A 22,130-nucleotide genomic window follows, 5' to 3' on the forward strand; every position below is an offset into this window, starting at 1 on the left:
CACCTGCTACACTATGGCCTGTGCTGGCGCCAAGGTCGGGCGCCGGTGTGAACCCACGACTTTTTATCCATGAACATACAGATCGGCGACATCGGCCATATCATCCAGCTGGCGATTGCGCCGGTTTTCCTGTTGACCGGTATCGGCACCATGCTGGTGGTGCTGACCAACCGCCTGGGTCGTATCATCGACCGTACGCGCGTGCTGGAAGACCGGCTCGACATCGGCTACAACGATTTCTATATGGATGAGCTCGATACCTTGTATCAGCGTACCCATCTGATCAATTATTCGATTTCGCTGAGCACGGCGTGCGGTTTCTTCGTCTGCGTCATCATCGCCATGCTGTTTTTGGGCGATATTCTGAACCTGACCCTGGACAAATACATCGCGGCCTTCTTTGTGCTGGCCGTGATTTGCCTGATCGGCTGTTTTATTTATTTACTGCGCGAAATTTATCTGGCCGCGACGGCCCAGCGCATCCGGCGCCATATCCGCCCGCCACGGTAAGCGGCGCGCCGGTTTACCCTACTATTGAAGAACGAGTCCAGCATGCACGATTACAAACGTCCCCCCACCCTGCACCGCTACGGCCAGCGCAGCGAACTCGAGCTGGCGCTGAGCCTGGGCCAGTTCCGCCTGATGCCTGCGGGAAATTGTTTGACCCTGAGTTTTTCGCAAGTGTGGGACAAGCAACTGTTCGACCTGTTCGCCCCGGCCGACGCCTGTCTGATCATCCACAATACGGAAGAATTCGGCGAACGCCTGCACCGCGCCGTGCAGCGCACCTTGCCCAGCTGGGCAGGCATCGATGGCGTCGTTGAGTATGGCCAGCGCGCCGCCCTGGGCGCCGCTTTCACCAAGACGCGCGCCGAAGCAGCCGAGCAGGAATGGCTGTTCGCCTGGCGCTCGATGCAGCCGCAGGCCAGCCTGAATCCCGTCACGGTCAAGCTGGGCAGCCTGGAAAACTTCGCGGAAATCCGCGACCGCGACACGTATCTGGCGTAATTTTAGCCCGATTTATCCGCGTACTGGCTGTCGATGCGAGCCAATACTGCCGCCATCATGCGTTCGATATCACCGCGTATCATGGTCGTGCCCAGCATGCCGGGCACATAGAAGCCTGGCATCAGCCGGCTGGAAAAGACGATGCGCGTGCCACCCGTCTCGGGGATGGGATACAAATTCCAGCGCGATTCGTAGTGCCGCATGTCGCCGGAGATCAGGGCGATGTCGATGGCCGTGAACGGCGTTTCCGTGGCCCGCACCACCAGGTGGATGGGGTGGTTCATGAACAGGAAGCGCGCCATGCCCTGCTGCTCGATGATGACTTCATTGCCGTTGCGCGACAGCACGCGGCAGGAACTGAGGTCGGGCACGAATTCGCTCATGCGCTCGTAGGTGGTCAGGGTCTTCCACACGGACGCCGGCGGCGCCTGCACGCTGCCGCTGGCATCGACTTCATACATGCGCTGCCCGTCGACCTCGATGCGCTTGACGTCGACCTTCAGCTTGTCCAGGCGTATCGCCTGTGCCAGCGCGGTCGCGGGGACGGCGCACAGCATCAGCAGGCAAAGGAAGAGTCGCGTCATGCACCTAGCCTACGGGAAACTTGCGCCCGGCACAAGCTGTACGCATCGCCGGCCCGTGCGTCGGGCGATTTAGAACTCCCGGTCTAGAGAAATACACTGCGGCGATCGGCAATGCTTGCTACCGTACGGCCTGCATACCACCTCTACCGGACCGATCACCATGACTGCCTATCCCCACCTGCTGGCCCCGCTTGACCTGGGCTTTACCTCTTTGCGCAACCGCGTCATCATGGGGTCCATGCATACGGGCCTGGAAGACCGTTTTTATCATTATGGCAAGCTGGCCGCCTTTTACCGCGAACGGGCGCGCGGCGGCGTGGGGCTGATCGTCACGGGAGGCATCTCGCCGAACCGCCAGGGCTGGCTGCTGCCGTTCGGCGGCACGCTCAATTTCCTCGGCGACGTGCCGAACCACCGCAAGGTGACGCGCGCCGTGCACGAAGAGGGCGGCAAGATCGTCATGCAGATTCTGCATGCGGGCCGCTATGGCTATCAGCCATTCGTCGTTTCGGCGTCGGCCAAGAAATCGCCGATTTCGCCGTTCCGTCCCCGTCCCCTGAGCGAGCGGGGCATCGAGCGCACCATCTGCGACTACGTGCGCTGCGCGCGCCTGGCGCAAAAGGCGGGCTATGACGGCATCGAAGTGATGGGCAGCGAAGGATATTTGCTGAACCAGTTCCTGTGCGCGCGCACGAATCTGCGCCAGGACCGCTGGGGCGGCACGATCGAGAACCGCATGCGCCTGCCCGTGGACATCGTGCGCCGCATCCGCGCCGCCGTCGGCCCCAACTTCATCATCATGTACCGTCATTCCCTGCTCGACCTGGTCGAGGGCGGCAATACCTGGGAGGACGTGGTAACGGTGGCCAAGGCCCTGGAGCAGGCCGGCGTGACGATTTTGAATACGGGCTTTGGCTGGCATGAAGCAAGGGTGCCCACCATCGTCACCTCGGTGCCGCGCGCCGCCTTCGCTTCCGTGGCAGGCCGATTGCGCCGCGAAGTGACGATTCCCGTGGTGGCGTCGAACCGCATCAACATGCCGCACGAAGCCAATGCCATCCTGGAGCGGGGCGACTGCGACCTGGTGTCGATGGCGCGCCCGTTCCTGGCCGACCCCGACTTTGTCGCCAAGGCCGCTTCCGGCCGCGCCGACGAGATCAACACCTGCATCGGCTGCAATCAGGCGTGCCTGGACCATACCTTTGCCAACAAGCGTGCCAGCTGCCTCGTCAACCCGCGCGCCTGCCATGAAACGGAACTCGTGTACGCGAAAAAGGCCGTGCCGCGCCGGGTGGCCGTCGTCGGCGCTGGCCCGGCCGGCTTGTCCGCCGCCTGCGTGGCCGCCGAATGCGGGCACGCGGTGACCCTGTTCGACAGCAGCGACAGCGTGGGCGGCCAGTTCAAGGTGGCCATGCAAATTCCCGGCAAGGAAGAATTCACGGAAACCATCCGCTATTTTGCGCGCCGGCTGGCACTGCTGGACGTCAAGCTGCGCCTGGGCCAGCGCGTCACGCGCGAACAGTTGCTGGCCGGCGGCTATGACGACGTCATCGTCGCCACCGGCATCAAGGTGCGCCTGCCGGCCATTCCCGGCATCGACCACCCGAAGGTGCTGTCGTACCTGGATGTGCTGCAAGCCAAGAAACCCGTGGGCGCGCGCGTGGCCATCATCGGCGCGGGCGGCATCGGCTTCGACGTGGGAGAGTATTTATTGCACGACCCGGCGCATCCGCTGCCGCAGCCCGTGGCGACGTGGGCGGGCGAGTGGGGCGTGGACTTGAACGCGGCCACCGGTGGCGGCCTGGTGCCGCCCGTCGCGCCCGATCCCGTGCGGCAAATCTTCCTGTTGCAGCGCAAGACGTCGAAAGTGGGCGCGGGGCTGGGCAAGACGTCGGGCTGGGTGCACCGCGCGGCGCTGGCGAGAAATGGCGTGGCCATGCTGGCCGGCGTGAGCTACGACAAGATCGACGAGCAGGGCTTGCACATCACCGTGGGCGGCGAGCAGCGCCTGCTGGCAGTGGACAACGTGGTCATCTGCGCCGGCCAGGACAGCCTGACGGAACTCATGCCGCCCGCCGACAAGGATGGCAAGCCCTTGGCCACTGGCGGTCCGCGCTTCCACAAGATTGGCGGCGCCGCGCTGGCGGCGGAACTCGACGCCAAGCGGGCGATACGGGAAGGGGCGGAGCTGGCCGCCAGCCTGTAAAAAGAAAGCCTGCCGGCTGGGTAGCGGGCAGGCTTGCTGGATGGAAAGGGTGCCGGCTTAATGCCCACCATGTCCTTTCTTCGCCGCATCAAAACTCTGCAGCACGTGTTCGGCCATGCCATTGGCCAGCTCGTGCTCGCCAATAAATACCTTGCCCGCGTTTTCCGCGCGCAGCAATTCCGCCTCTTCCTCGCTATGCGTGCGCACCACCGTCATGATGCTCGGATTCAGCGCGCGCGCCGTCTCGATCATGGCGCGCACGTGGAAGGTGTCCGGCGTGGCGATGACGAGCATGGTGGCGTGCGTGATGTGCGCCTGGATCAGCACGGCCGGTTCGCCCGCATTGCCGGCCACGGCCGGGATGCCCTGCTTGCGCAGCTGGTCGACGATTTCGCGGTTTTCCTCGGCCACGACGAAGTGGATGCCCCGTTCCATCAGGGCGGCGGCGATGCGCCGGCCCACGCGGCCATAGCCGACCAGAACGATCTGGCCCGACAGTTTTTCCTGCGGCACCGTCATCGGCAGCTCGGCCAGCGGGTCCGTGGTGCGTTCGAACTTGCGCGCGAAATCGCTGTTGCTCATCACGCGCAGCAGCGGCTTGGCCATGCTGAAGACGAGCGGGTTGAGGGCGATCGACAGGATGGCGCCTGCCAGGATCAGGCTTTGGCCTTCCTGCGGCATCAGGCCCAGGGAGAGGCCCAGCGCGGCCAGGATGAACGAGAATTCACCGATCTGCGCCAGGCTGGCCGAGACGATGATGGCCGTTTTCGGCGGATAGCGCAGCGCCATCACGAGCAAAAAGGCGGCAATCGACTTGCCGAAGATAATGATGGCGCACACGGCCAGCACTTGCAGGGGCTTGTCGATGAGGATATTCGGCTCGAACAGCATGCCGACGGAAACGAAGAACAGCACGGCAAACGCGTCGCGCAGCGGCAGCGACTCTTCCGCGGCGCGGTGGCTCAGTTCGGATTCGCGCAGCACCATGCCGGCGAAGAAGGCGCCCAGCGCGAACGACACGCCGAACAGCTTGGTCGAAGCGTAGGCGATGCCGACGGCGGCGGCGATCACGCACAGGGTGAACAGCTCGCGCGAGCCGGTGCGCGCCACTTGCCACAGGATCCATGGGAACAGCTTGCGGCCGACCACCAGCATGAAGACGATGAAACCGGCTACTTGCCCCAGCGTAATGGCCAGGGTTTGCCACAGGCTGACGGCCTCGGCATCCGGCGCGACCTTGCCGCCCAGCACGCCGGCAAACGCCGGCAGCAGCACGAGGACCAGCACGGTGACGAGGTCTTCCACCACCAGCCAGCCGACGGCGATGCGCCCATTCAGGGAGTCGAGGATGCCCCGTTCTTCCAGCGCGCGCAGCAGCACCACGGTACTGGCCACGGACAGGGCCAGGCCGAAGATCAGTCCGCCACCGAGGGTCCAGCCCCACCAGTGGGCCAGGCCCATGCCCATCGCCGTGGCGACACCGATCTGCAGGATGGCGCCGGGCAGCGCGATCTTGCGCACGTCCCACAAGTCTTCGATGGAAAAGTGCAGGCCGACACCGAACATCATCAGCATCACCCCGATTTCCGCCAATTGTCCCGCTATTTCCGCATCCGCCACAAAACCGGGCGTGGCCGGTCCGATGATGATGCCGGCGGCCAGATAGCCGACCAGGGCCGGCAGTTTCAGGCGCGCGGCGATGAAGCCGAAGATGAGGCCGAACCCGAGGGCGGCGGCGATGGTGGTGATCAGGCTGATGTCATGGGGCATGCGTGTGGGGTTCCTTATGGGGACGTGCGGGTAGAAAAAGATGTTGCTCAGCGACCAAGTATAAACGCATCAAAGCCCCTGCCGGAAAATTTCCTGCGGCTTTAATGCAAAAAACCTGTGCTATATCTTCGTCCAGGTGGCCACGAACGCATGTCATCCACCTCGAACATCGCCTAATTCAGGAGTCAGGCGATGTTACACCCATGCGCTCAGAGCTTGCGCACGACCACGCAGCCGATGGAATAGCCGGCGCCGAACGAGCAGATGACGCCCGTGGCGCCCGCCGCCATGTCATCCTGATATTTATGGAAGGCGATGATGGAACCGGCCGACGAGGTATTGGCGTAGGTGTCGAGGATTACGGGCGCTTCGTTGGCTTCCGCGTCGCGGCCCAGGATCAGGCGCGCGATCAGCAAATTCATGTTCAGGTTAGCCTGGTGCAGCCAGTAGCGGGAGACTTGCGCCACTTCCACGCCGGCCTTGGCCAGGGTGGCCTTGATCATCTCGGCGGCCATCGGGCACACTTCTTTGAAGACCTTGCGGCCTTGCTGGCGGAATAATTTATCGGCCTTGCCCATGCCGGATTCGTCAAAACGGTTGAGGAAGCCGAAATTGTTGCGGATGGCATTCGAGAAGCGCGTTTTCAGTTCCGTGCCGATGATTTCGAACTGGTGCTGGGAAACGGCCGTGTCTTTCGCTTCGACGATGATGGCCGTGCAGGCGTCGCCGAAAATGAAATGGCTGTCGCGGTCGCGCCAGTTCAGGTGGCCGCTGGTGATTTCGGGATTCAGCACCAGCACGGCGCGCGCCTGGCCGCTTTGCACGGCGGCCACGGCTTGCTGGATGCCGAAGGTGGCGGACGAGCACGCCACGTTCATGTCAAAACCATAACCATCGATGCCCAGCGCATCCTGCACTTCCACGGCCATGGCCGGGTAGGCGCGCTGCATGTTGCTGCAAGCGACCAGTACCATGTCGATATCGGCCGGCGTGCGACCGGCGCGGGCCAGCGCATCGCGCGCGGCGGCGACGGCCATTTCCGCCTGCAGGGACAGCTCGTCATCGCCCCGCTCCGCAATGCGCGAGACCATGCGCGCCGGATCGAGGATGCCTTCCTTTTCCATCACGAAGCGCGACTTGATGCCGGACGCCTTTTCGATGAAGGCCACGCTCGACAGGTCCAGCGCCGTCACTGTGCCCGCGGCGATCGCGTCGGCGTTGTCGGCATTGAATTTTTCCGCGTAGGCATTGAAGCAGGTGACCAGCTCTTCGTTGGAGATCGAAAATGGCGGCGTGTACAGTCCGGTACCGCTGACGACGACTTGTTTCATGGTTAAACTTTCAAATTTGGCAATCGACGTGGCGCCGATAAGTGAAGCAAATTTTACACAAACAGGCTCGACTGTAGAGAGTTTCGTGTTGCGGGGCAGGGGAAGTGTGGCGGAAGATTGATTTTTGTCGCGTGGACGGCTGACCGGAGGGCATGGCGTCCCCCGTCAGTACTGCTTACTTTTTCTGTTCTTTCTTGACGTCGGCTTGCACCACCACCGGTTCGGCCTTGGCCAGTTGCACCGGCAAACCCTTCAGGTGGTTCAGCGCCTGGTGCAATTGGAAATCGTCCTTGCTGCCAAATTCCAGCGGCTTGCGGGTCTTTTCCAGGGCGATGATGCGCAATTGCTCTTCCATCTCGTCGTTGACGGGGGCCGCCTTGGTGCTTTCCTTGTCGCGGTCGTTGCTCAGGTGCTTGGTCAGGTCCGCTTCGCGGATGCGCAAGCCGTTGAGGCCGTCGCCGTCCGCATTTTCATCGACCAGCAAATCGGGCACGATGCCCTTGGCCTGGATCGAGCGGCCGTTCGGCGTGTAGTAGCGTGCCGTCGTCAGCTTGACGGCCGTGTCGGCGGTCAACTGGCGGATGGTTTGCACGGAACCCTTGCCGAAGGTTTGCGTGCCGATGATGGTGGCGCGCTTGTAATCCTGCAGGGCGCCGGCGACGATTTCCGAGGCCGAGGCCGAGCCCGTGTTGACGAGCACCACCAGCGGCACTTTCTTGATGGCGGCCGGCAATTTCGCCAGGGCATCGCCTTCCGAGCGGAAAGTATAGTATTCGGCGCGGCCGTAGAACACCTGTTTCGAATCGGGCAACTGGCCATTCGTCGAGACGATGGCCGCGTCCTTCGGCAGGAAGGCGGCCGACACGCCGATGGCGCCCTGCAGCACGCCGCCCGGATCGTTGCGCAGGTCCAGCACCATGCCTTTGAGGTTCGGGTCTTGCTGGTAGAGCGCCGTGATCTGCGCGGCCATGTCGTCGACGGTGGGTTCCTGGAATTGCGACACGCGCAGCCAGGCGTAGCCCGGCTCGACGATCTTCGCTTTCACGCTCTTTTGATGGATTTCCTCGCGCGTGATGGTGAAGGCCAGCGGCTGCGGTTCATCCTTGCGGGCAATCGTCAGCGATACCTTGGTGCCCGGCTCGCCGCGCATGCGCTTGACGTTGTCGTCCAGGCTCACGCCTTTCACGGGCTGGCCGTCGAGGCGGGTGATCAGATCGCCGGCCTTGATGCCGGCGCGGTAGGCGGGCGAATCCTCGATGGGCGAGACGATCTTGATGTAGCCGTCTTCGCTGAGGCCAATTTCAATGCCCAGGCCGACGAACTTGCCTTCGGAACCTTCGCGCAGCTCGGCGTAGGCTTTCTTGTCGAGGTAGGCGGAATGGGGGTCGAGCGAGGCGACCATGCCGGAAATGGCGTCTTCCAGCAGTTTCTTGTCTTCGACGGGTTCCACGTAATCGGACTTGATCAGGCCAAACACGTCGGCCAGCTGGCGCAGCTCTTCCAGCGGCAGGGGCGGCTCGACGGTTTTTTGCGCCATCGCGGAAAATTGCAGCGACACGGCGACGCCGGCCACCACGCCCAGGCCAATCAAGCCGGTATTTTTGAGTTTGCCCATCATTGCACCTTTGCAGCTAGCGTGTCTTGCACAAGCGCCAGTCCCCGTGGAGCGGCGCTTTGTTGAAAGTATAGACCTGAATCTCTGCCGGCGTGGGCCGGCCATGGAAAAAGCGTGCCTGGGCCCAGTCTACGCGCGAAAACGGGGCGGCCAGCTTGCCATATGTTGCGGTTTTGTATGCGATGTATAGTTAGTCTTGAGGGGAGTAAGCATTTGTAAGAGTCGAAAAAAAGCGTGTGCGGCGGCCCTATAGTGGACTCGCATTCTCGACCCGAAGTGGTTTTGCCTGCGTCCACGGACGCAGGCTTTTTTTTATCCGGAGCCTCCATGACCTCGTTGACCTTTCTCCCCGCCATGCGCCGTCTCGGCTTGGCCTTGCTGCTGGGCACCACCGCCTTGACCGCCTCGGCCGTGCCGATTGCCGAGATGCGCCTGGAAGACTTGCTGCCGATGGCGCCCGACTTCAAGACGGAATTGAAGCTCAATGCGAATCAAAGCACCTTGTGGCAGCAGGTGGAAGGGAAATCCCGCCAACTGTTGCGCGAACGCAAGGCGCGCCGCGAACGCCTGCAAGTGGGCGTGACGCAGGGCTTGCAGGCGCCCCGGCTGGAGCTGCGCGACTTGCTCGCCGGTCTGGATACGGAAAGCACGCAGAGCCTGGCTGAAGAAAAGCAGCTGCGCGAGTGGTGGCTGAGCATCAACGATGCCCTGGACGAAACCCAGCGCCAGATGGTGGCCCAGTTCATCGCCGGCCAGATGGCGCGCGTGATGGACGCCGCCGTGCCCCGCAGTGAATCGCGCGGCGCGCCCGGTGGCGAGCACGGCGGGCGCAAGGGCGGCAAGGGGGGAATGGGCGGCATGGGCGGTGCGGGCGTGAGCATGGGCAGCGGCGGCGCCGGCATGACGTTGCCCGGCAACTGAGGAGCAGTCCGGGGGGCAAGGATGGTCAAAGGGCATGGTCGCGTGCTACATTCCTGCAGCGCCTGGCGCGGCAGGCTATCCGCCCGCAGCTATCCGCCCGGTCTCTTTGACATGCCCCATAAGGACAATCCGTGAATCGCTATCTCTTAAGCAGTCTGACCCTGACCCTGTTGGCTGCGTTTGCCCATGCCGCCGAACCCGCATCCGCCGTGGCCGCCCCGACCGTGGCGCCCAGCGTCGCGCCTGCCGCCGCTGGCGTCGTTTCCGGCATCGATGTGCAGTACATCGACCCTGCCGTGCGCGTGCAAGACGACTTCTTCACCCATTTGAATGGCAAGTGGCTGGCCACGGCCGAGATTCCTGCCGACAAGTCGAGCTGGGGTTCGTTCGCCAAGCTGCGCGATGACACCACGCCGCAATTGCGCGGCATCATCGTCGCCACGCAACAGGACAAAAACAAGAAGGCGGGTTCCGAAGCGCAGAAAATCAGCGACCTGTACGCCAGCTACATGGATGAAGCCAAGCTCGAAGCGCTGGGCACGAAGCCGCTGGCCGGCGAACTGAACCGCATCCGCTCGTTGCGCGACAAGAAGGGCGTACCGGCCCTGATCGCCCACCTGAGCCAGACGGGCGTGTCGACCCCCTACGCCGTCTATGTGGGCCAGGATGCCCGCGCCTCGACGAAATATGCGGCGTACGTGAGCCAGAGCGGCCTGGGCATGCCAGACCGCGATTACTACCTGGAAGCCAAGCAGGCTGGCGTCAAGGAGAAATACCAGGCGCACGTGGAAAAGATGCTGGCCATGGCCGGCGACAAGAACGCCGCTGCCCGCGCCAAGGCTGTTGTTGCACTGGAGACGGCCCTGGCCGAAGTGCAATGGACCAAGGTCGAGAACCGCGACCCCGTGAAACGCTACAACAAGACCGACATCAACAAGCTGAACGACCTCACTCCCGGCTACGACCTGAAGTCCGGCCTGGCCGCCCTGGGCATCGCCAACAAGGTTGATTACGTCATCGTCAACCAGCCGAGCTACCTGAGCGGCTACAACAAGGTACTCGCATCCGCCGACCTGGACACCCTGAAAGCGTATTTCGAATGGCAGTTGCTGCGCAGCTATGCCAGCTACCTGTCGAAAAACTTCGTCGACGAAAGCTTTGCCTTCTACGGCACGGTGCTCAGCGGCGTGACGGAAAACCAGCCGCGCTGGAAGCGTGGCGTGGGCGCCGTCGAAGGCGTGCTGGGCGAAGCCGTCGGCAAACTGTATGTCGCGCAATATTTCCCTGCGGAGCGCAAGGCGCACATGCAGGAATTGGTGAAAAACGTGCTGGCCGCCTACAAGGACAGCATCGACACCCTGGACTGGATGAGCCCGGAAACCAAGAAGGAAGCGCAAGCCAAGCTGGCCAAGTTCACGCCGAAGATCGCGTATCCGAACAAATGGCGCGATTACACGAAGCTGCAAATCGTCCAGGGCGACCTGGTAGGTAACATGATGCGCGCCGCCAACTTCGGTTCCGCCCGCCAGGTGGCCAAGCTGGGCAAACCGATCGACCGCGAAGAGTGGGGCATGACGCCGCAAACGGTGAACGCCTATTACAGCTCGACGATGAATGAAATCGTCTTCCCGGCCTCCATCCTGCAACCGCCATTCTTTGACGCCAACGCGGACGACGCCGTCAATTATGGCGCCATCGGCGCCGTCATCGGCCATGAAATCAGCCACGGTTTCGATGACAAGGGCAGCCAGTCCGATGGCGACGGCAACTTGCGCGACTGGTGGACCCCGGCCGACCGCAAGAATTTCGCCGCCAAGGCCGACGCGTTGACTAAGCAATACGATGGCTACAGCCCATTGCCTGGCTACCACGTCAACGGCGCCCTGACCCTGGGCGAAAACATCGCCGACAACTCGGGCGTGGCGATCGCCTATAAAGCCTATAAAATCTCGCTGGGCGGCAAGCCGGCGCCCGTGCTCGATGGCTTGACGGGCGACCAGCGCTTCTACATGGGCTTTGGCCAGGTGTGGCGCAGCAAGATGCGCGAAGCGCAGCAAATCGTGCAGATCAAGACCGATCCGCATTCGCCGGGGCAGTACCGCGCCAACGGCACCATGGTTAACCAGCCTGGTTTTTATGAAGCGTTTGGCGTGAAACCGGGCGACAAGATGTATGTCGCTCCGGAAAACCGCGTCATCATCTGGTAATCACGTGCACGTCGTAGAAAACGTACTACTGTAACAACAGAAAAGACCACCTCGCGTGGTCTTTTTTGCATTCTGGCCAAAGTTTTTTCTGTCGTTTCGGCCGGTATGCTACAGTCAAAAACCGGGCCAGAAGCCTTGGGCCTTCTGACCCTTATATTCCACACAATACAATATAGAGGACAACCGTGAATCGTTATTTGTTAAGTGCATTGACCCTGAGTTTGCTGGCCGGCGTGTCCGGCATGGCTGGCGCCGCTGATTCTGCGAAGAAAGCTGCTGCCGCTCCCGCCACGGCCGTCGCCGCCGCGGCGCTGACGTCCGGCATCGCCGTCGAATACGTCGACCCTGCCGTGCGCGCGCAGGACGATTTGTTCCAGCACCTGAATGGCAAATGGCTGGCGGAAACCGTCATTCCAGCCGACAAGTCGAGCTGGGGCAGCTTTGCCAAGCTGGCCGACGATACGCAAACGCAGCTGCGCGGCATCGTTGAAGGCGCTGCCGCTGACAAAGCCCGCGCGGCCGGTTCGAATGCGCAGAAAATCGGTGATTTTTATAACAGCTTCATGGACGAAGCCAAGCTGGAAAGCCTGGGCCTGACCCCTTTGAACGCGGAGCTGGCGAAGATCGCCGCGCTGCAGGACAAGGCGGAATTGCCGGCCGTCATCGCGCACTTCAGCAAGCTGGGCGTGACCTCGCCTTACGACTTCGCCATCCACCAGGACGCCAAGGATTCCACCAAATACGTGGCCGACATCGTGCAAAGCGGCCTGGGCTTGCCTGACCGCGATTACTACCTGGAAGCAGGCAAGGCCGACACGCGCGCCAAGTACCTGGCCCACGTGGAAAAAATGCTCAGTTTGGCAGGTGATGCGAACGCGGCCGCCAATGCCAAGGCCATCCTGGCGCTGGAAACGGAACTGGCCAAGGCGCAATGGAGCAATGTGCAGAATCGTGATCCCGTCAAGACCTACAATAAGGTGGAACTGGCGAAACTGGCCGCCGTGGCGCCAGGCTACGACTGGGCCCGCTACCTGAAGGATACGGGCATTGCAGGCAAGGTCAATTACGTGATCGTCAGCCAGCCCAGCTACCTGAAAGGCTTTGCCGAGATCGCCAACAAGACGCCGCTGGAAACGTGGAAAGCATACTTCCAATGGCACTTGCTGCACGCTAACGCAGGCTACCTGCCAAAAGCGTATGTCGATGAAAACTTCGCCTTCTATGGCACCACCCTGACGGGCGTGACGGAAATGCGTCCGCGCTGGAAACGCGGTGTGGGCGCCGTCGAAGGCGCGCTGGGCGAAGCCGTGGGCCAGCTGTACGTGGAACAATATTTCCCGGCCGAGCGCAAGGTGCGCATGGAAGCGCTGGTGAAAAACCTGATGACGGCGTACAAGCAAAGCATCGACAAGCTCGACTGGATGAGCCCTGTCACCAAGAAACAGGCGCAAATCAAGCTGGCCAAGTTCACCACCAAGATCGGCTATCCGAACAAATGGCGTGATTACTCGGGCCTGACGGTGGCGTCGGACGATTTGATCGGCAACATCCAGCGTTCACACCTGCTCAACTACAACCGCGAATTGAACAAGCTGGGCCAGCCCATCGACCGCGACGAGTGGGGCATGACGCCGCAGACCGTGAACGCCTATTACAACCCGGAAATGAACGAAATCGTCTTCCCGGCCGCCATCCTGCAAGCGCCGTTCTTTGACGCCAACGCGGACGACGCCGTCAACTACGGCGCCATCGGCGGCGTGATCGGCCATGAAATCAGCCATGGCTTCGACGACCAGGGCGCCCAGTACGACGGCGACGGCAACCTGCGCGACTGGTGGACCAAGGCAGACCATAAAAACTTCGCCAAGAAAACCAAGCAGCTGGTGGCGCAGTACAACAGCTTCAGCCCCGTCAAGGACCACTTCGTCAACGGCGAGCTGACCCTGGGCGAAAACATCGCCGACAATTCCGGCGTGGCGATCGCGTACAAAGCGTATAAATTGTCGCTGAACGGCAAGAAAGCCCCCGTCATTGACGGTTTCACGGGCGAGCAGCGTTTTTATGCTGGCTTTGCCCAGGTATGGCGCATGAAGATGCGCGAAGCGCAGCAACTGGTCTTGCTGAAAACAGATCCGCACTCGCCAGGCCAGTTCCGCGCCAACGGCACCATGCGCAACCAGCCCGGCTTCTATCAAGCCTTTGACGTGAAACCGGGCGACAAGATGTATCTGCCACCAAAAGACCGCGTCATCATGTGGTAAGACGCTTGTCCCAGGTATAAGTTGCCAGCCGCCCCGCGCAAGCCGGGCGGCTTTTTTACGTCGTTTGATCTGGCGCAAATTGCGGGTAAAAAAAAACCGCCCATCCGGGCGGTTCCTTGATACTGCACGTTGCTTACTTGGCAGGTTCTGCGGCAGGAGCAGCGCCATCCGCGGCAGCGGCCGGTGCCGGCACTTCCGGTTCCTTGAATTTGCCGCCCGACGCGTTGGCGATGTAGACGACGGCGCGCGCTACTTCCACATCGTCGAGGTCGGGATTGCCGCCCTTGGCAGGCATCGCGCGCAAGCCTTCGATGGCGTGTTTCAGGACCGTATCGTAGCCCTGGGCCAGACGGGCCGACCAGCTGCCCGCGTCGCCAAATTTCGGTGCACCGGCCACGCCGGCGCCATGGCACGCCACGCAGGTCGCCGTGTACACGGCTTCGCCGCTTTGCAGCACTTTCGGACCGCTGGCATCCTTGAAGGTAAAGCCGGCATTGGCCACCGGGCTCAAGCGCTCGGCAATGGCTTCCGGCGACTGGCTGTCCGTACCGGCGCCCGTCAGTTTTTGCGCCGTGACGAACTGCACCAGCAGGATGATGCCGATGACGGTGATGAGGAAGAAGCCAGCTACGGCGGCAAGCAATTGTTTAGGCGTTTTGATCGCTGATTGTTGTTCGTTATGTGCGTCGCTCATGATGTCCTTAGTCCAGATTTGAAACTGATGGCCGTGTAAGGTAGCATTTTTACATGCTTGTATGTAAACCTTTATGAAACCCACAATTATAGGCACAAAAATTGAGCAGCGACATGCAATTGCCAGCGATACGACAGTTTCCGTAGACGTAGGTAAAGAAAAACGGTATCCTTCGCATCACTTCAGAAATTCCCCCTACGCGGCTGTAGCTCAGTGGATAGAGTATTGGCCTCCGAAGCCAAGGGTCGTGGGTTCGATCCCCGCCAGCCGCACCAGTTTTTCTCCAAAAAATCAACTACTTAGTTGCTGCATTGCTTTGCGATGTAAGGCGTTATTTCGCATATTTTGGCACACTCCTTGTGCCAAAATTGTGCCAACGTTTACGGCCCCTGTTGTTGCTCTTTCTCTCGGCTCTTCAATATCATTTTTTGTAACGTATTCCACTCTTGACTCTGAAATTCCTTCCAGCGTTCTATTGAAGCTTTGTCTGTTGGATTTACTTCTATTTTCGACATCACTGAGCCCAACAGCACCCACTGCGTGAAGTGTGGACGTGATGAGCATACCAACGCGATCATTTCCGCTGTTGGTTGTGCTTTTCCTAAAAAAACCGCCTTCCACTCCTCAGCTGCAATCTCATCTTTCGACCGCTCCTGGAGATAGGCAAAAAGTGAATCTCCTTTAGGGGATGCCCATTCGGCTATTACCCAGTTTAGTCGGTCGCCCATTGTCTCTCCTTGCCGGCGTGTCGGAGGACTAGTCAAGAAGGGGAAGTCCTCCTTGCTTGGTCTTTTCACGCCTTCCAGGATCCAACTTTCATCTTCCGGAAATTTTGTTGTCCAAAATTCAATCAGTGGTGAGGTTGCCTCTTGCTTTTTGTAGAAGAAATTCTTCCATCTTGATGCGGGAATCCCGCTTGCCTCTTCCAGCAACCTAAATTTTCCTCGATCACCAAATCGATGTTCGATCTGCTGGCGAAGACGTTCGCTCAACTCAACATCTTTATTCGTTCTGGTCATTCGTCTTGTCCTTTGTATGTACGAATTGTGACGAGTTTGAGGTTATGTTGCAACGAAATGCAATACAGTGTATATTTCATACACCATGTAGAAAATATACACCATTCAGAAGACTATTCACTTTCACATGAAATTAACCTTGTTGAGCGTAGATCAGTTGGCGGAGCTGATTCACAAGTCGCCTTCTAGCGTCCGTAGTGATGCTTCGCGTAATCCAACGACATTGCCTCCAATTTGCCGACTGCCGGGCAATAAGCGTCTGCTCTGGCGTATAGAGGACGTGTCAACTTGGCTCGAAAAATTTGTCGTTAAGCCAGTCAGTGCCACACCTGGGATGGTTGTGCACGTACGCGTTGCCGGTGAGGTCTATGTGGGGTGGCGGCGTTACATCGTGATAGCGGATGCAACCGGACGAATGCACTACGAGTCACCAGAGCTATTCGTGGGTAGCGGTTTGATGCTTCAAGGTGATGTGAATGGACAACGCATCACGACATTTTCAGGGCAACCTCTAGTGCAGTCGACAGGTGTAGGAGCAAGCAGATGATGCGCGGATTCTCGATTCTGTCATGCTCGGTATGCTCCTAGATGTTTACGGCTATTCAGCTACGATGGAGAGCGGTGTAACTGTAGTCTGTAAGAAGGCAGAGAAAAAAGCCGAAGCTGAGGAATTTACAGCGACGGTGATCTTCCGTCCCGAGTATCGTGAGGTAGGTTATCTGGTCGAGTTGACCTCGACTCTCGTTCGAGGTGTGTTCGCAAATAAGCGAACTTCTGCACCGGCGCTGGCTGTTGGCGGTGAGGATAGATCAAATCAATCTGGTCAATCAAATCAAGCGCCCATGGTGCAATCTTCCGCCTCCTCTGGCACTACGTTCCGTGCCAGCACTGGTGATGATTTTTTAATTTTCTCTGGTACAGACAAGGAAGCTGACAAGCTACGCAAGTTGCTGACGCAACTGGACACTCCAGCTGGAGAGGTTCTTATCAAGGGGTACGTGTATGAGGTAGGAAAGTCTGACAATGAACAGGCTGCGCTCGACCTTTTCGTATCTGCATTGAAGGACAAAGTTTCAGTGTCGATAGCCGGGGCTAGTGCCAGGCACAAGAGACTGGCGATATGAGTGGGATGGATATGAGACCTTGATTCCTACCGTAAAGGGGTTGTTTTGCCCAGAATGTGATGATGTTGTGACGTGTGATGAGCATACTGTGCGTCTTGAGGACCTTATGCTTGTTTTTCGGAAGAGGGTCGTTGAAGGGCGGCGCAAGTCGACGTGTGACCTTTCAAAGGTCTCCTGTGACCTGTATGCGGGTCGCGACTGCACCTTGTAGCGCTTGGTTGGCTGGACATGACGTTGATAGGTAAAGAGGAGTCACTACCCTACGCGGATCGTATATTGCTTGCCAGCTTTGGTCCTTGCGTACCGAAAAAAGGGCGATTTGAGGCCCGCGAGGGCTGGAGCGAAGCGGAACCCTTTTTGCCTCACGGTGGCATGTAGGAGCGTTTTGGCCGGTCGTCCCGGCCAGCGACGATGCCGGCCGGTGGTTGTCGCAGGCTTTGGGTTCAGTACTGCGAAGATTCAAGGAGCAAAAGTAGGAGCACATCACAACTTGTCCTTGTGATGGAACTGACGCGCCTTTAGCCAATAGGAAAATTTTAGCCGCTAAAATTTCTGTACAGCGCGGTAGTCGCATTTTTCAATCGTCAGGTCGCAGCAGTGAAACGAGCTACCTCACTACAGGAACTACATTGCATGCATAGTGCATTTTGATGCCCGTATCCGTGCAAAATTTTGCTGTATCGAAGGTAGTTGTATGGCGTAGTTTGTATAAAAGCCTACCTTGACGCCACAGTTGTTACGTCACCATTACCAGTGTGCGCGGTCAGGCAAGACTGCGCGTTTCGTATCAGGCTCGTGACTCACCATTTTGGGAGCTATCATGACGAACCAGAATGGTTCCACTCAACAGTCATACGACCGCGTCGAGTCGGGTACGGTACTTGAGTCGAACAAGCGGGAGCTACGTACACCGTTGACTGTGCGGGACGGTTGAGAAAGGTGTGATGGAGGTGGTCTACTGGATCAGGCTCAGAGAGGCAAGTTTTACATGTTTCACGGTATGTCTGTCTGAAGTATTTGACCGTTACCAATGGCAATGCAAGTAAGAAATTCTAGCCGGGGATCATGGCTTAGCTGACCTTCAAGCAAGTTGATGGAAAGGGATTGGCTTCTACGATGCCTTACCGTTATTCTCTCCAAGCATTCAGACATGTACTCGCGAAATTCTTCGCTGAGCGTTGTACTATCAATCATCGCTTGATGATAGGCAACAAGAGCCAGGTATGCCGGCTCACCATCGAGCACAAAATAGTTGCCAACTGGTATCGCGTTGGTTGGGTACTCTCGCCGTAGCTGCTTACGAAGATCATTGATCTCTGCTGGCTCATCGGGCGAACAGTGATAAATAGCGAAGTAGTACTCAGCAAATCTCTCGTCCGTTCCATCTAGACTGCGCTCTAATGTTGTTATGGAGGAAAATCGCAGATTTCCATTTGATGTTGAGTTTGCTCTTTTAATCATGTGTATGTTCCTCTCGGCTATCGGCGTGCATGCCTAATGATAGCGTCTCTTAAGAAAAATATAAAAAAATCTAGATGTTGAGGTTTTTTCTGAGTATTTGGCAAAGTAGCTCACTTGACAATGACCAGTCGTGAAGATACCCTATTTATTTCCTTGGAGAAATTTTTTGAAAAAATTTATTGTTGCTTTATCTGTATTAATATTTTCCATTTCGACACATGCACAAATAATTGAACATAATGGCATGTATATATCGCCATACTGCGCAGTTAATGATCATGAGTTTAGTTCGATGCCAGGAATCACCTCTTATCGAAACTACATTGATGGGGCTGCATTTCGTAAACCTGACGGTGGGCTTTTAGCCGTACCTTTAGAGCATGGGATTGGCTGTAAGGTCACAATTCGTGAAGAGGAGAAAAAGCTAATCGCTCATATTATTGTTCGGCGAGTTTCATTTGAACCTCTTGTCAGGGATAAAGAAGAAATATTGTTAGTGATGCCTAAATCTCGTACTGATTTATGGGAACACGATGTAGATTTAAGTACTGTAGATAAAGTCGAATTTATTCGGGGTGAGGTTCCGTTAGATATGAATGTAATTGTAGGGGTTGTGCGTACTAAACCTTAGAATAGAATCATTCCCGCGTAATAATTTTTATATAGATTTTTTGTCTACTTTAATTTTTGCTGTGATAATTAGGGTGTGAAATGGAAAGATATATCTGGAAATCTGGTGTTTCAAGAAATCATTGTCCTCAATGGATTTGTCCTGAATGTGAGGTTGGGCGAGCTAAATTAATTAAAGATTTATTTACTTCGCATGAAACACAGAGATCAAAAAATGAAGTGAACGATGATTATTTTCATCCTGAAAATCGTGTGTATGGTTTCTCTACATGGGCAGTGTGCGACAATGAAAAATGCCAGCAGAAATTTTGTATTTCTGGAATAGGTGGAAATGAGCCAGATGTAGATGCAGATGGTGAGCAGTGCTGGACAGAGTATTTTTTGCCGAAGTACTGTTTTCCAATGCCAAAAATAATAAAAATTCCCAAGGCGACTCCATGGGCTATTACTGCTGAGCTTACTGCCACCTTTCCACTTTTCTGGTTGAACAGAGAGGCCTGCGCTGGTCGAATTCGTGTTTCAATTGAAAGGTTACTTGATGATCTTGGTGTGGATAAAGAAGGAACAGCAAAAAATGGTAATCGGTTTGATATAAAATTGCATGACCGTATAAAATTATTTGAAGAGACAAATAAAAATGTCGGTCAAATATTGATGGCTTTGAAATCCCTTGGGAACTCAGGCAGTCATTCTGGCTCGCTCTGGGGGAGTGGAGTTACTCAGGATGACTTATTGGATGCTTTTGATATTATCGAGCATGCTCTGATGGAGTTATTCGAAAATCGCTCTGCAGAGGTGGCAGCTATTTCTGCAAAAATGCAAGCAAAACATAAAAAATGAAATCTAAAATCTACTTGAAAATATCTTTTAATTTAATTTCTGTGCTATATCTTCTGCGCGTAAATTCGTATAGCGCTTCAACATGTCCAAAGTTTTATGACCGGTTATAGTCGCTACCTCCATTACGTTCAACCCTTTTTCAAAAAATCTACTTGTTGCTTCGTGGCGTAAGTCATGAAATCTTAGTCCGATTATGTTGCCTCGATGAGGTTCGCAAGCTCTTTCAAATGCTTGACTCATAGACTCAGCTCGTAGTGTGAATATCTTTCCTTCATTCTTTGAACCAAAGTCTTTTAACGCCTTGATTGCAGCTTTCGACAGTGGAACCGTGCGAGGTACATCTGTCTTTGTCTTTGGTAGATGTACCGTTTGTTTTTTTAAGTCAACTTCGTTCCAGGACAACGAGGCCAGCTCGCTTCGGCGCATACCTGTTTCGACCGCCAAGATAACAATTGTTTGCAATTCTGCGGAGCCAGTGATTTCTAAAATCTTGCTAATTTCCTCTTCCGTTACCCTACGATCACGACCGCGAGGCTTGGCTGGCTTACGTACTTGAGCAGTTGGTAAGCCTCCAGGAAGGGAGATGCCCCAGTCCATAGTTGCCGTTTTAAGTACTCGGTTCAACAGGTTGATTTCGTGAATCACGGACTGGGGTCCGACGACCTTCAAGCGTTGGTCACGAAACCTTGCAACTTGAGTTGAATTCAGACTGGCCAGGCGGTAATCTCCAAATGCTTCCACCAATGTTTTGATGCGAGATTTGTCGGACTGTTCGCTGCGCTTGGTCGGGAGTACTTCAGTGGCGAATCGTTGAAGCACGTCTTTGACCAGCGTCGCTTCAGCTTCAGTGCGAGAAACGAACACGCCGCGCTCCATTTCGGACTCAATGATGGTTGCCCAGCGTTTGGCATCGGCTTCCTTGGTGAAGGTCTTAGTTTGAGTAGGGTAGCCGCGCTTACGAATTTGTACGTGGTACTGGCCTTCGCCTTTTTTGCGGATGGTTGGCATGGGATCTGTTGGCAACGTTAGAATAAGGCAACAGTGTGCCAAAATTGTGCCAAGAAAGGTAAAATATATCGCTAATGCCCATGGATGCTAGTGCTAATTTGGGCCTCCGAAGCCAAGGGTCGTGGGTTCGATCCCCGCCAGCCGCACCAAGATGTCCCCCGTCGTTTCCCTCAATTATTCCCCCTCTGTTCGCAGTTGATGGCTGGCCCTGTGTCTGTTCGACTTGCCGTCAAGGCGCCGTGTCGTGCTTGTTCCTGCACACATTGTTATACTATTTTGGTTGCGTTTATTGCGTTTGACTCGTAAGCTTGAATGAAAAGCAGGGAGGAATGCCATGTCGAATGTAATCGATCGTCTGGAAAATAAAGAAGACCTGGAACTGGCGAAAGCGGCGCAGCGCTGCCTGGTCAGTGCGCTGGATCATTCGCGTGCCGTGCAGATTGCCGTTCTGGAAGAGGGAGCGCAAGACTTGGGCGATGCCCCCTTGCTGCGCTTGCCGCCGAATGTGTTGCGCCTGTTTGCCGATGTCTTGGGTACCCTGGCGCAAGGTAAGGCCGTGACGGTCATGCCGAAGGAACATGATGTGACGACGCAGGAAGCGGCGATGTATTTGAATATGTCGCGGCCTTATCTGGTGCGTCTGCTCGAGGCTGGGAAGATTCCCCATCATAAGGTGGGTACGCACCGCCGGTTGCGCTTTGAGGATGTGGTGCAATACAAGGATGAGCGCAAACGGCGTTCGCAACAGGCCTTGCAGGCCTTGGCAGATCAGGCGCAGGAGCTTGAACTGGGGTACTGATGGCCGGATACTACCGTTACACTGCCGTCCTCGATGCCTGTGTGTTGTACCCGGCACCCTTGCGCGATTTATTGCTGAGTTTGGCGGCGGACGGTATCTTCAGCGCACGCTGGACTGCGCAGATACAGGAGGAGTGGCAGCGCAACTTGCTGCTCAAGCGGCCTGATCTGGACCCTTCGGCCTTGGCGCGCACCAGCGCGCTGATGGCCGAGGCAGTGGGGGACGGCGTAATCGAGTCATACGAATATCTGATTGATGCCTTGGTCTTGCCCGATGCCGACGACCGGCACGTGTTGGCGGCAGCCATCGTGGGGCATGCAGACGCTATCGTCACATTCAATCTCAAAGACTTCCCGGACGCGATCATGCGAGGGCACAACATTGAAGTCTTGCACCCCGATGATTTTCTGGTGGCGCAGTATGAACTCGCGCCGATACGCATGCTCAGTGTCGTCAAGGAAAACCGGGCGCGATTGCGAAAACCAACCAGATCCGCCGCCGAACTGATTGCCACTTACGAAGCGCAAGGCTTGCCGCAACTGGGCAAGTTGCTGCGTTCCGCGATTGCCTTGCTCTAGCGCCCGCTCCCATCGCTCCGCTGCTACCCTTGAAATACATGCCTGCGTTTTTCTGAGGCTTGAACTGCCGTTTT

Annotated in this window: 20 protein-coding genes and 1 tRNA gene; 13 read left to right on the forward strand and 8 right to left on the reverse strand. The window is 57.2% G+C overall.

Features of this window, described 5'->3' with window-relative positions; all coding sequences use genetic code 11:
- Positions 1-69 precede the first annotated feature (69 nt).
- On the forward strand, positions 70-510 hold the full coding sequence (locus tag CSQ93_RS09120) for a DUF2721 domain-containing protein (protein ID WP_035823621.1): 441 nt from the start codon (positions 70-72) through the stop codon (positions 508-510).
- 42 nt (positions 511-552) lie between these two features.
- Positions 553-1,008, forward strand: a complete 456-nt coding sequence (locus CSQ93_RS09125) for a hypothetical protein (protein WP_099377775.1) — start codon at positions 553-555, stop codon at positions 1,006-1,008.
- Positions 1,009-1,010: 2 nt separating this feature from the next.
- Here CSQ93_RS09125 and CSQ93_RS09130 read toward each other — a convergent pair whose 3' ends face one another.
- Positions 1,011-1,592, reverse strand: a complete 582-nt coding sequence (locus CSQ93_RS09130) for an SRPBCC family protein (protein WP_233516116.1) — start codon at positions 1,590-1,592, stop codon at positions 1,011-1,013.
- Positions 1,593-1,752: 160 nt separating this feature from the next.
- On the opposite strand from CSQ93_RS09130, the gene CSQ93_RS09135 reads away from it, so the two are divergent.
- Positions 1,753-3,798: an NADPH-dependent 2,4-dienoyl-CoA reductase gene (locus CSQ93_RS09135; protein WP_099377777.1), complete on the forward strand. Its 2,046-nt coding sequence runs from the start codon at positions 1,753-1,755 to the stop codon at positions 3,796-3,798.
- A gap of 57 nt (positions 3,799-3,855) precedes the next feature.
- On the opposite strand, the gene ybaL is transcribed toward CSQ93_RS09135, so the two are convergent.
- The 3 genes from ybaL to CSQ93_RS09150 form a co-directional block, all read right to left on the reverse strand.
- The gene (gene ybaL, locus CSQ93_RS09140; protein ID WP_099377778.1) at positions 3,856-5,568 is read right to left on the reverse strand and encodes a YbaL family putative K(+) efflux transporter; all 1,713 of its coding nucleotides are present in this window, start codon (positions 5,566-5,568) and stop codon (positions 3,856-3,858) included.
- Positions 5,569-5,777: 209 nt separating this feature from the next.
- Entirely contained in the window at positions 5,778-6,899 is a 1,122-nt protein-coding gene (locus tag CSQ93_RS09145) for a beta-ketoacyl-ACP synthase III (RefSeq protein ID WP_099377779.1), read from the reverse strand.
- Positions 6,900-7,074: 175 nt separating this feature from the next.
- Positions 7,075-8,517: a S41 family peptidase gene (locus CSQ93_RS09150; protein ID WP_099377780.1), complete on the reverse strand. Its 1,443-nt coding sequence runs from the start codon at positions 8,515-8,517 to the stop codon at positions 7,075-7,077.
- A 324-nt stretch (positions 8,518-8,841) separates the two neighbouring features.
- On the opposite strand from CSQ93_RS09150, the gene CSQ93_RS09155 reads away from it, so the two are divergent.
- The 3 genes from CSQ93_RS09155 to CSQ93_RS09165 all read left to right on the forward strand — a co-directional run bounded on the left by CSQ93_RS09155 (position 8,842) and on the right by CSQ93_RS09165 (position 13,903).
- A complete protein-coding gene (locus CSQ93_RS09155; RefSeq protein ID WP_233516117.1) occupies positions 8,842-9,435 on the forward strand; it encodes a hypothetical protein in 594 nt (197 codons plus the stop codon).
- A 131-nt stretch (positions 9,436-9,566) separates the two neighbouring features.
- Entirely contained in the window at positions 9,567-11,642 is a 2,076-nt protein-coding gene (locus CSQ93_RS09160) for a M13 family metallopeptidase (protein ID WP_099377782.1), read from the forward strand.
- 185 nt (positions 11,643-11,827) lie between these two features.
- Positions 11,828-13,903 carry a M13 family metallopeptidase gene (locus CSQ93_RS09165; protein ID WP_099377783.1) on the forward strand — a complete coding sequence of 692 codons (2,076 nt, stop codon included), beginning with the start codon at positions 11,828-11,830 and terminating at the stop codon, positions 13,901-13,903.
- Positions 13,904-14,036: 133 nt separating this feature from the next.
- Here CSQ93_RS09165 and CSQ93_RS09170 read toward each other — a convergent pair whose 3' ends face one another.
- Entirely contained in the window at positions 14,037-14,597 is a 561-nt protein-coding gene (locus CSQ93_RS09170) for a c-type cytochrome (RefSeq protein ID WP_046681924.1), read from the reverse strand.
- A gap of 199 nt (positions 14,598-14,796) precedes the next feature.
- Here CSQ93_RS09170 and CSQ93_RS09175 point away from each other — a divergent pair.
- Positions 14,797-14,872: transfer RNA gene (locus CSQ93_RS09175), tRNA-Arg, on the forward strand.
- 105 nt (positions 14,873-14,977) lie between these two features.
- Here the strand turns inward: CSQ93_RS09175 and CSQ93_RS09180 are convergent.
- Positions 14,978-15,616 (reverse strand): hypothetical protein, encoded by a 639-nt coding sequence (locus CSQ93_RS09180; RefSeq protein ID WP_199534318.1) that lies wholly within the window; start codon positions 15,614-15,616, stop codon positions 14,978-14,980.
- A 569-nt stretch (positions 15,617-16,185) separates the two neighbouring features.
- Between CSQ93_RS09180 and CSQ93_RS09190 the strand changes: the two genes are divergently transcribed.
- Both CSQ93_RS09190 and CSQ93_RS29790 read left to right on the forward strand, forming a co-directional pair.
- Positions 16,186-16,740: a hypothetical protein gene (locus CSQ93_RS09190; RefSeq protein ID WP_099377784.1), complete on the forward strand. Its 555-nt coding sequence runs from the start codon at positions 16,186-16,188 to the stop codon at positions 16,738-16,740.
- A complete protein-coding gene (locus CSQ93_RS29790) occupies positions 16,712-16,951 on the forward strand; it encodes a type II toxin-antitoxin system MqsA family antitoxin (protein WP_099377785.1) in 240 nt (79 codons plus the stop codon). Before CSQ93_RS09190 ends, CSQ93_RS29790 begins: the two co-directional genes overlap by 29 nt.
- A gap of 782 nt (positions 16,952-17,733) precedes the next feature.
- Here CSQ93_RS29790 and CSQ93_RS28795 read toward each other — a convergent pair.
- Entirely contained in the window at positions 17,734-18,201 is a 468-nt protein-coding gene (locus CSQ93_RS28795) for a hypothetical protein (protein WP_158301182.1), read from the reverse strand.
- A 130-nt stretch (positions 18,202-18,331) separates the two neighbouring features.
- Here CSQ93_RS28795 and CSQ93_RS28800 point away from each other — a divergent pair, with 130 nt between their 5' ends.
- Both CSQ93_RS28800 and CSQ93_RS09200 read left to right on the forward strand, forming a co-directional pair.
- The gene (locus CSQ93_RS28800) at positions 18,332-18,832 is read left to right on the forward strand and encodes a hypothetical protein (protein WP_233516118.1); all 501 of its coding nucleotides are present in this window, start codon (positions 18,332-18,334) and stop codon (positions 18,830-18,832) included.
- An 80-nt stretch (positions 18,833-18,912) separates the two neighbouring features.
- Positions 18,913-19,671 carry a DUF4145 domain-containing protein gene (locus CSQ93_RS09200; RefSeq protein WP_099377786.1) on the forward strand — a complete coding sequence of 253 codons (759 nt, stop codon included), beginning with the start codon at positions 18,913-18,915 and terminating at the stop codon, positions 19,669-19,671.
- A 27-nt stretch (positions 19,672-19,698) separates the two neighbouring features.
- On the opposite strand, the gene CSQ93_RS09205 is transcribed toward CSQ93_RS09200, so the two are convergent.
- Entirely contained in the window at positions 19,699-20,679 is a 981-nt protein-coding gene (locus CSQ93_RS09205) for a site-specific integrase (protein ID WP_099377787.1), read from the reverse strand.
- 334 nt (positions 20,680-21,013) lie between these two features.
- Here CSQ93_RS09205 and CSQ93_RS09210 point away from each other — a divergent pair, with 334 nt between their 5' ends.
- Entirely contained in the window at positions 21,014-21,478 is a 465-nt protein-coding gene (locus tag CSQ93_RS09210) for a helix-turn-helix domain-containing protein (protein WP_035823639.1), read from the forward strand.
- The gene (locus CSQ93_RS09215) at positions 21,478-22,056 is read left to right on the forward strand and encodes a PIN domain-containing protein (RefSeq protein ID WP_099377788.1); all 579 of its coding nucleotides are present in this window, start codon (positions 21,478-21,480) and stop codon (positions 22,054-22,056) included. Before CSQ93_RS09210 ends, CSQ93_RS09215 begins: the two co-directional genes overlap by 1 nt.
- Positions 22,057-22,130: the final 74 nt, after the last annotated feature.

It is taken from the genome of Janthinobacterium sp. BJB426 (genome assembly GCF_002735705.1).
GTDB lineage: Bacteria > Pseudomonadota > Gammaproteobacteria > Burkholderiales > Burkholderiaceae_D > Janthinobacterium.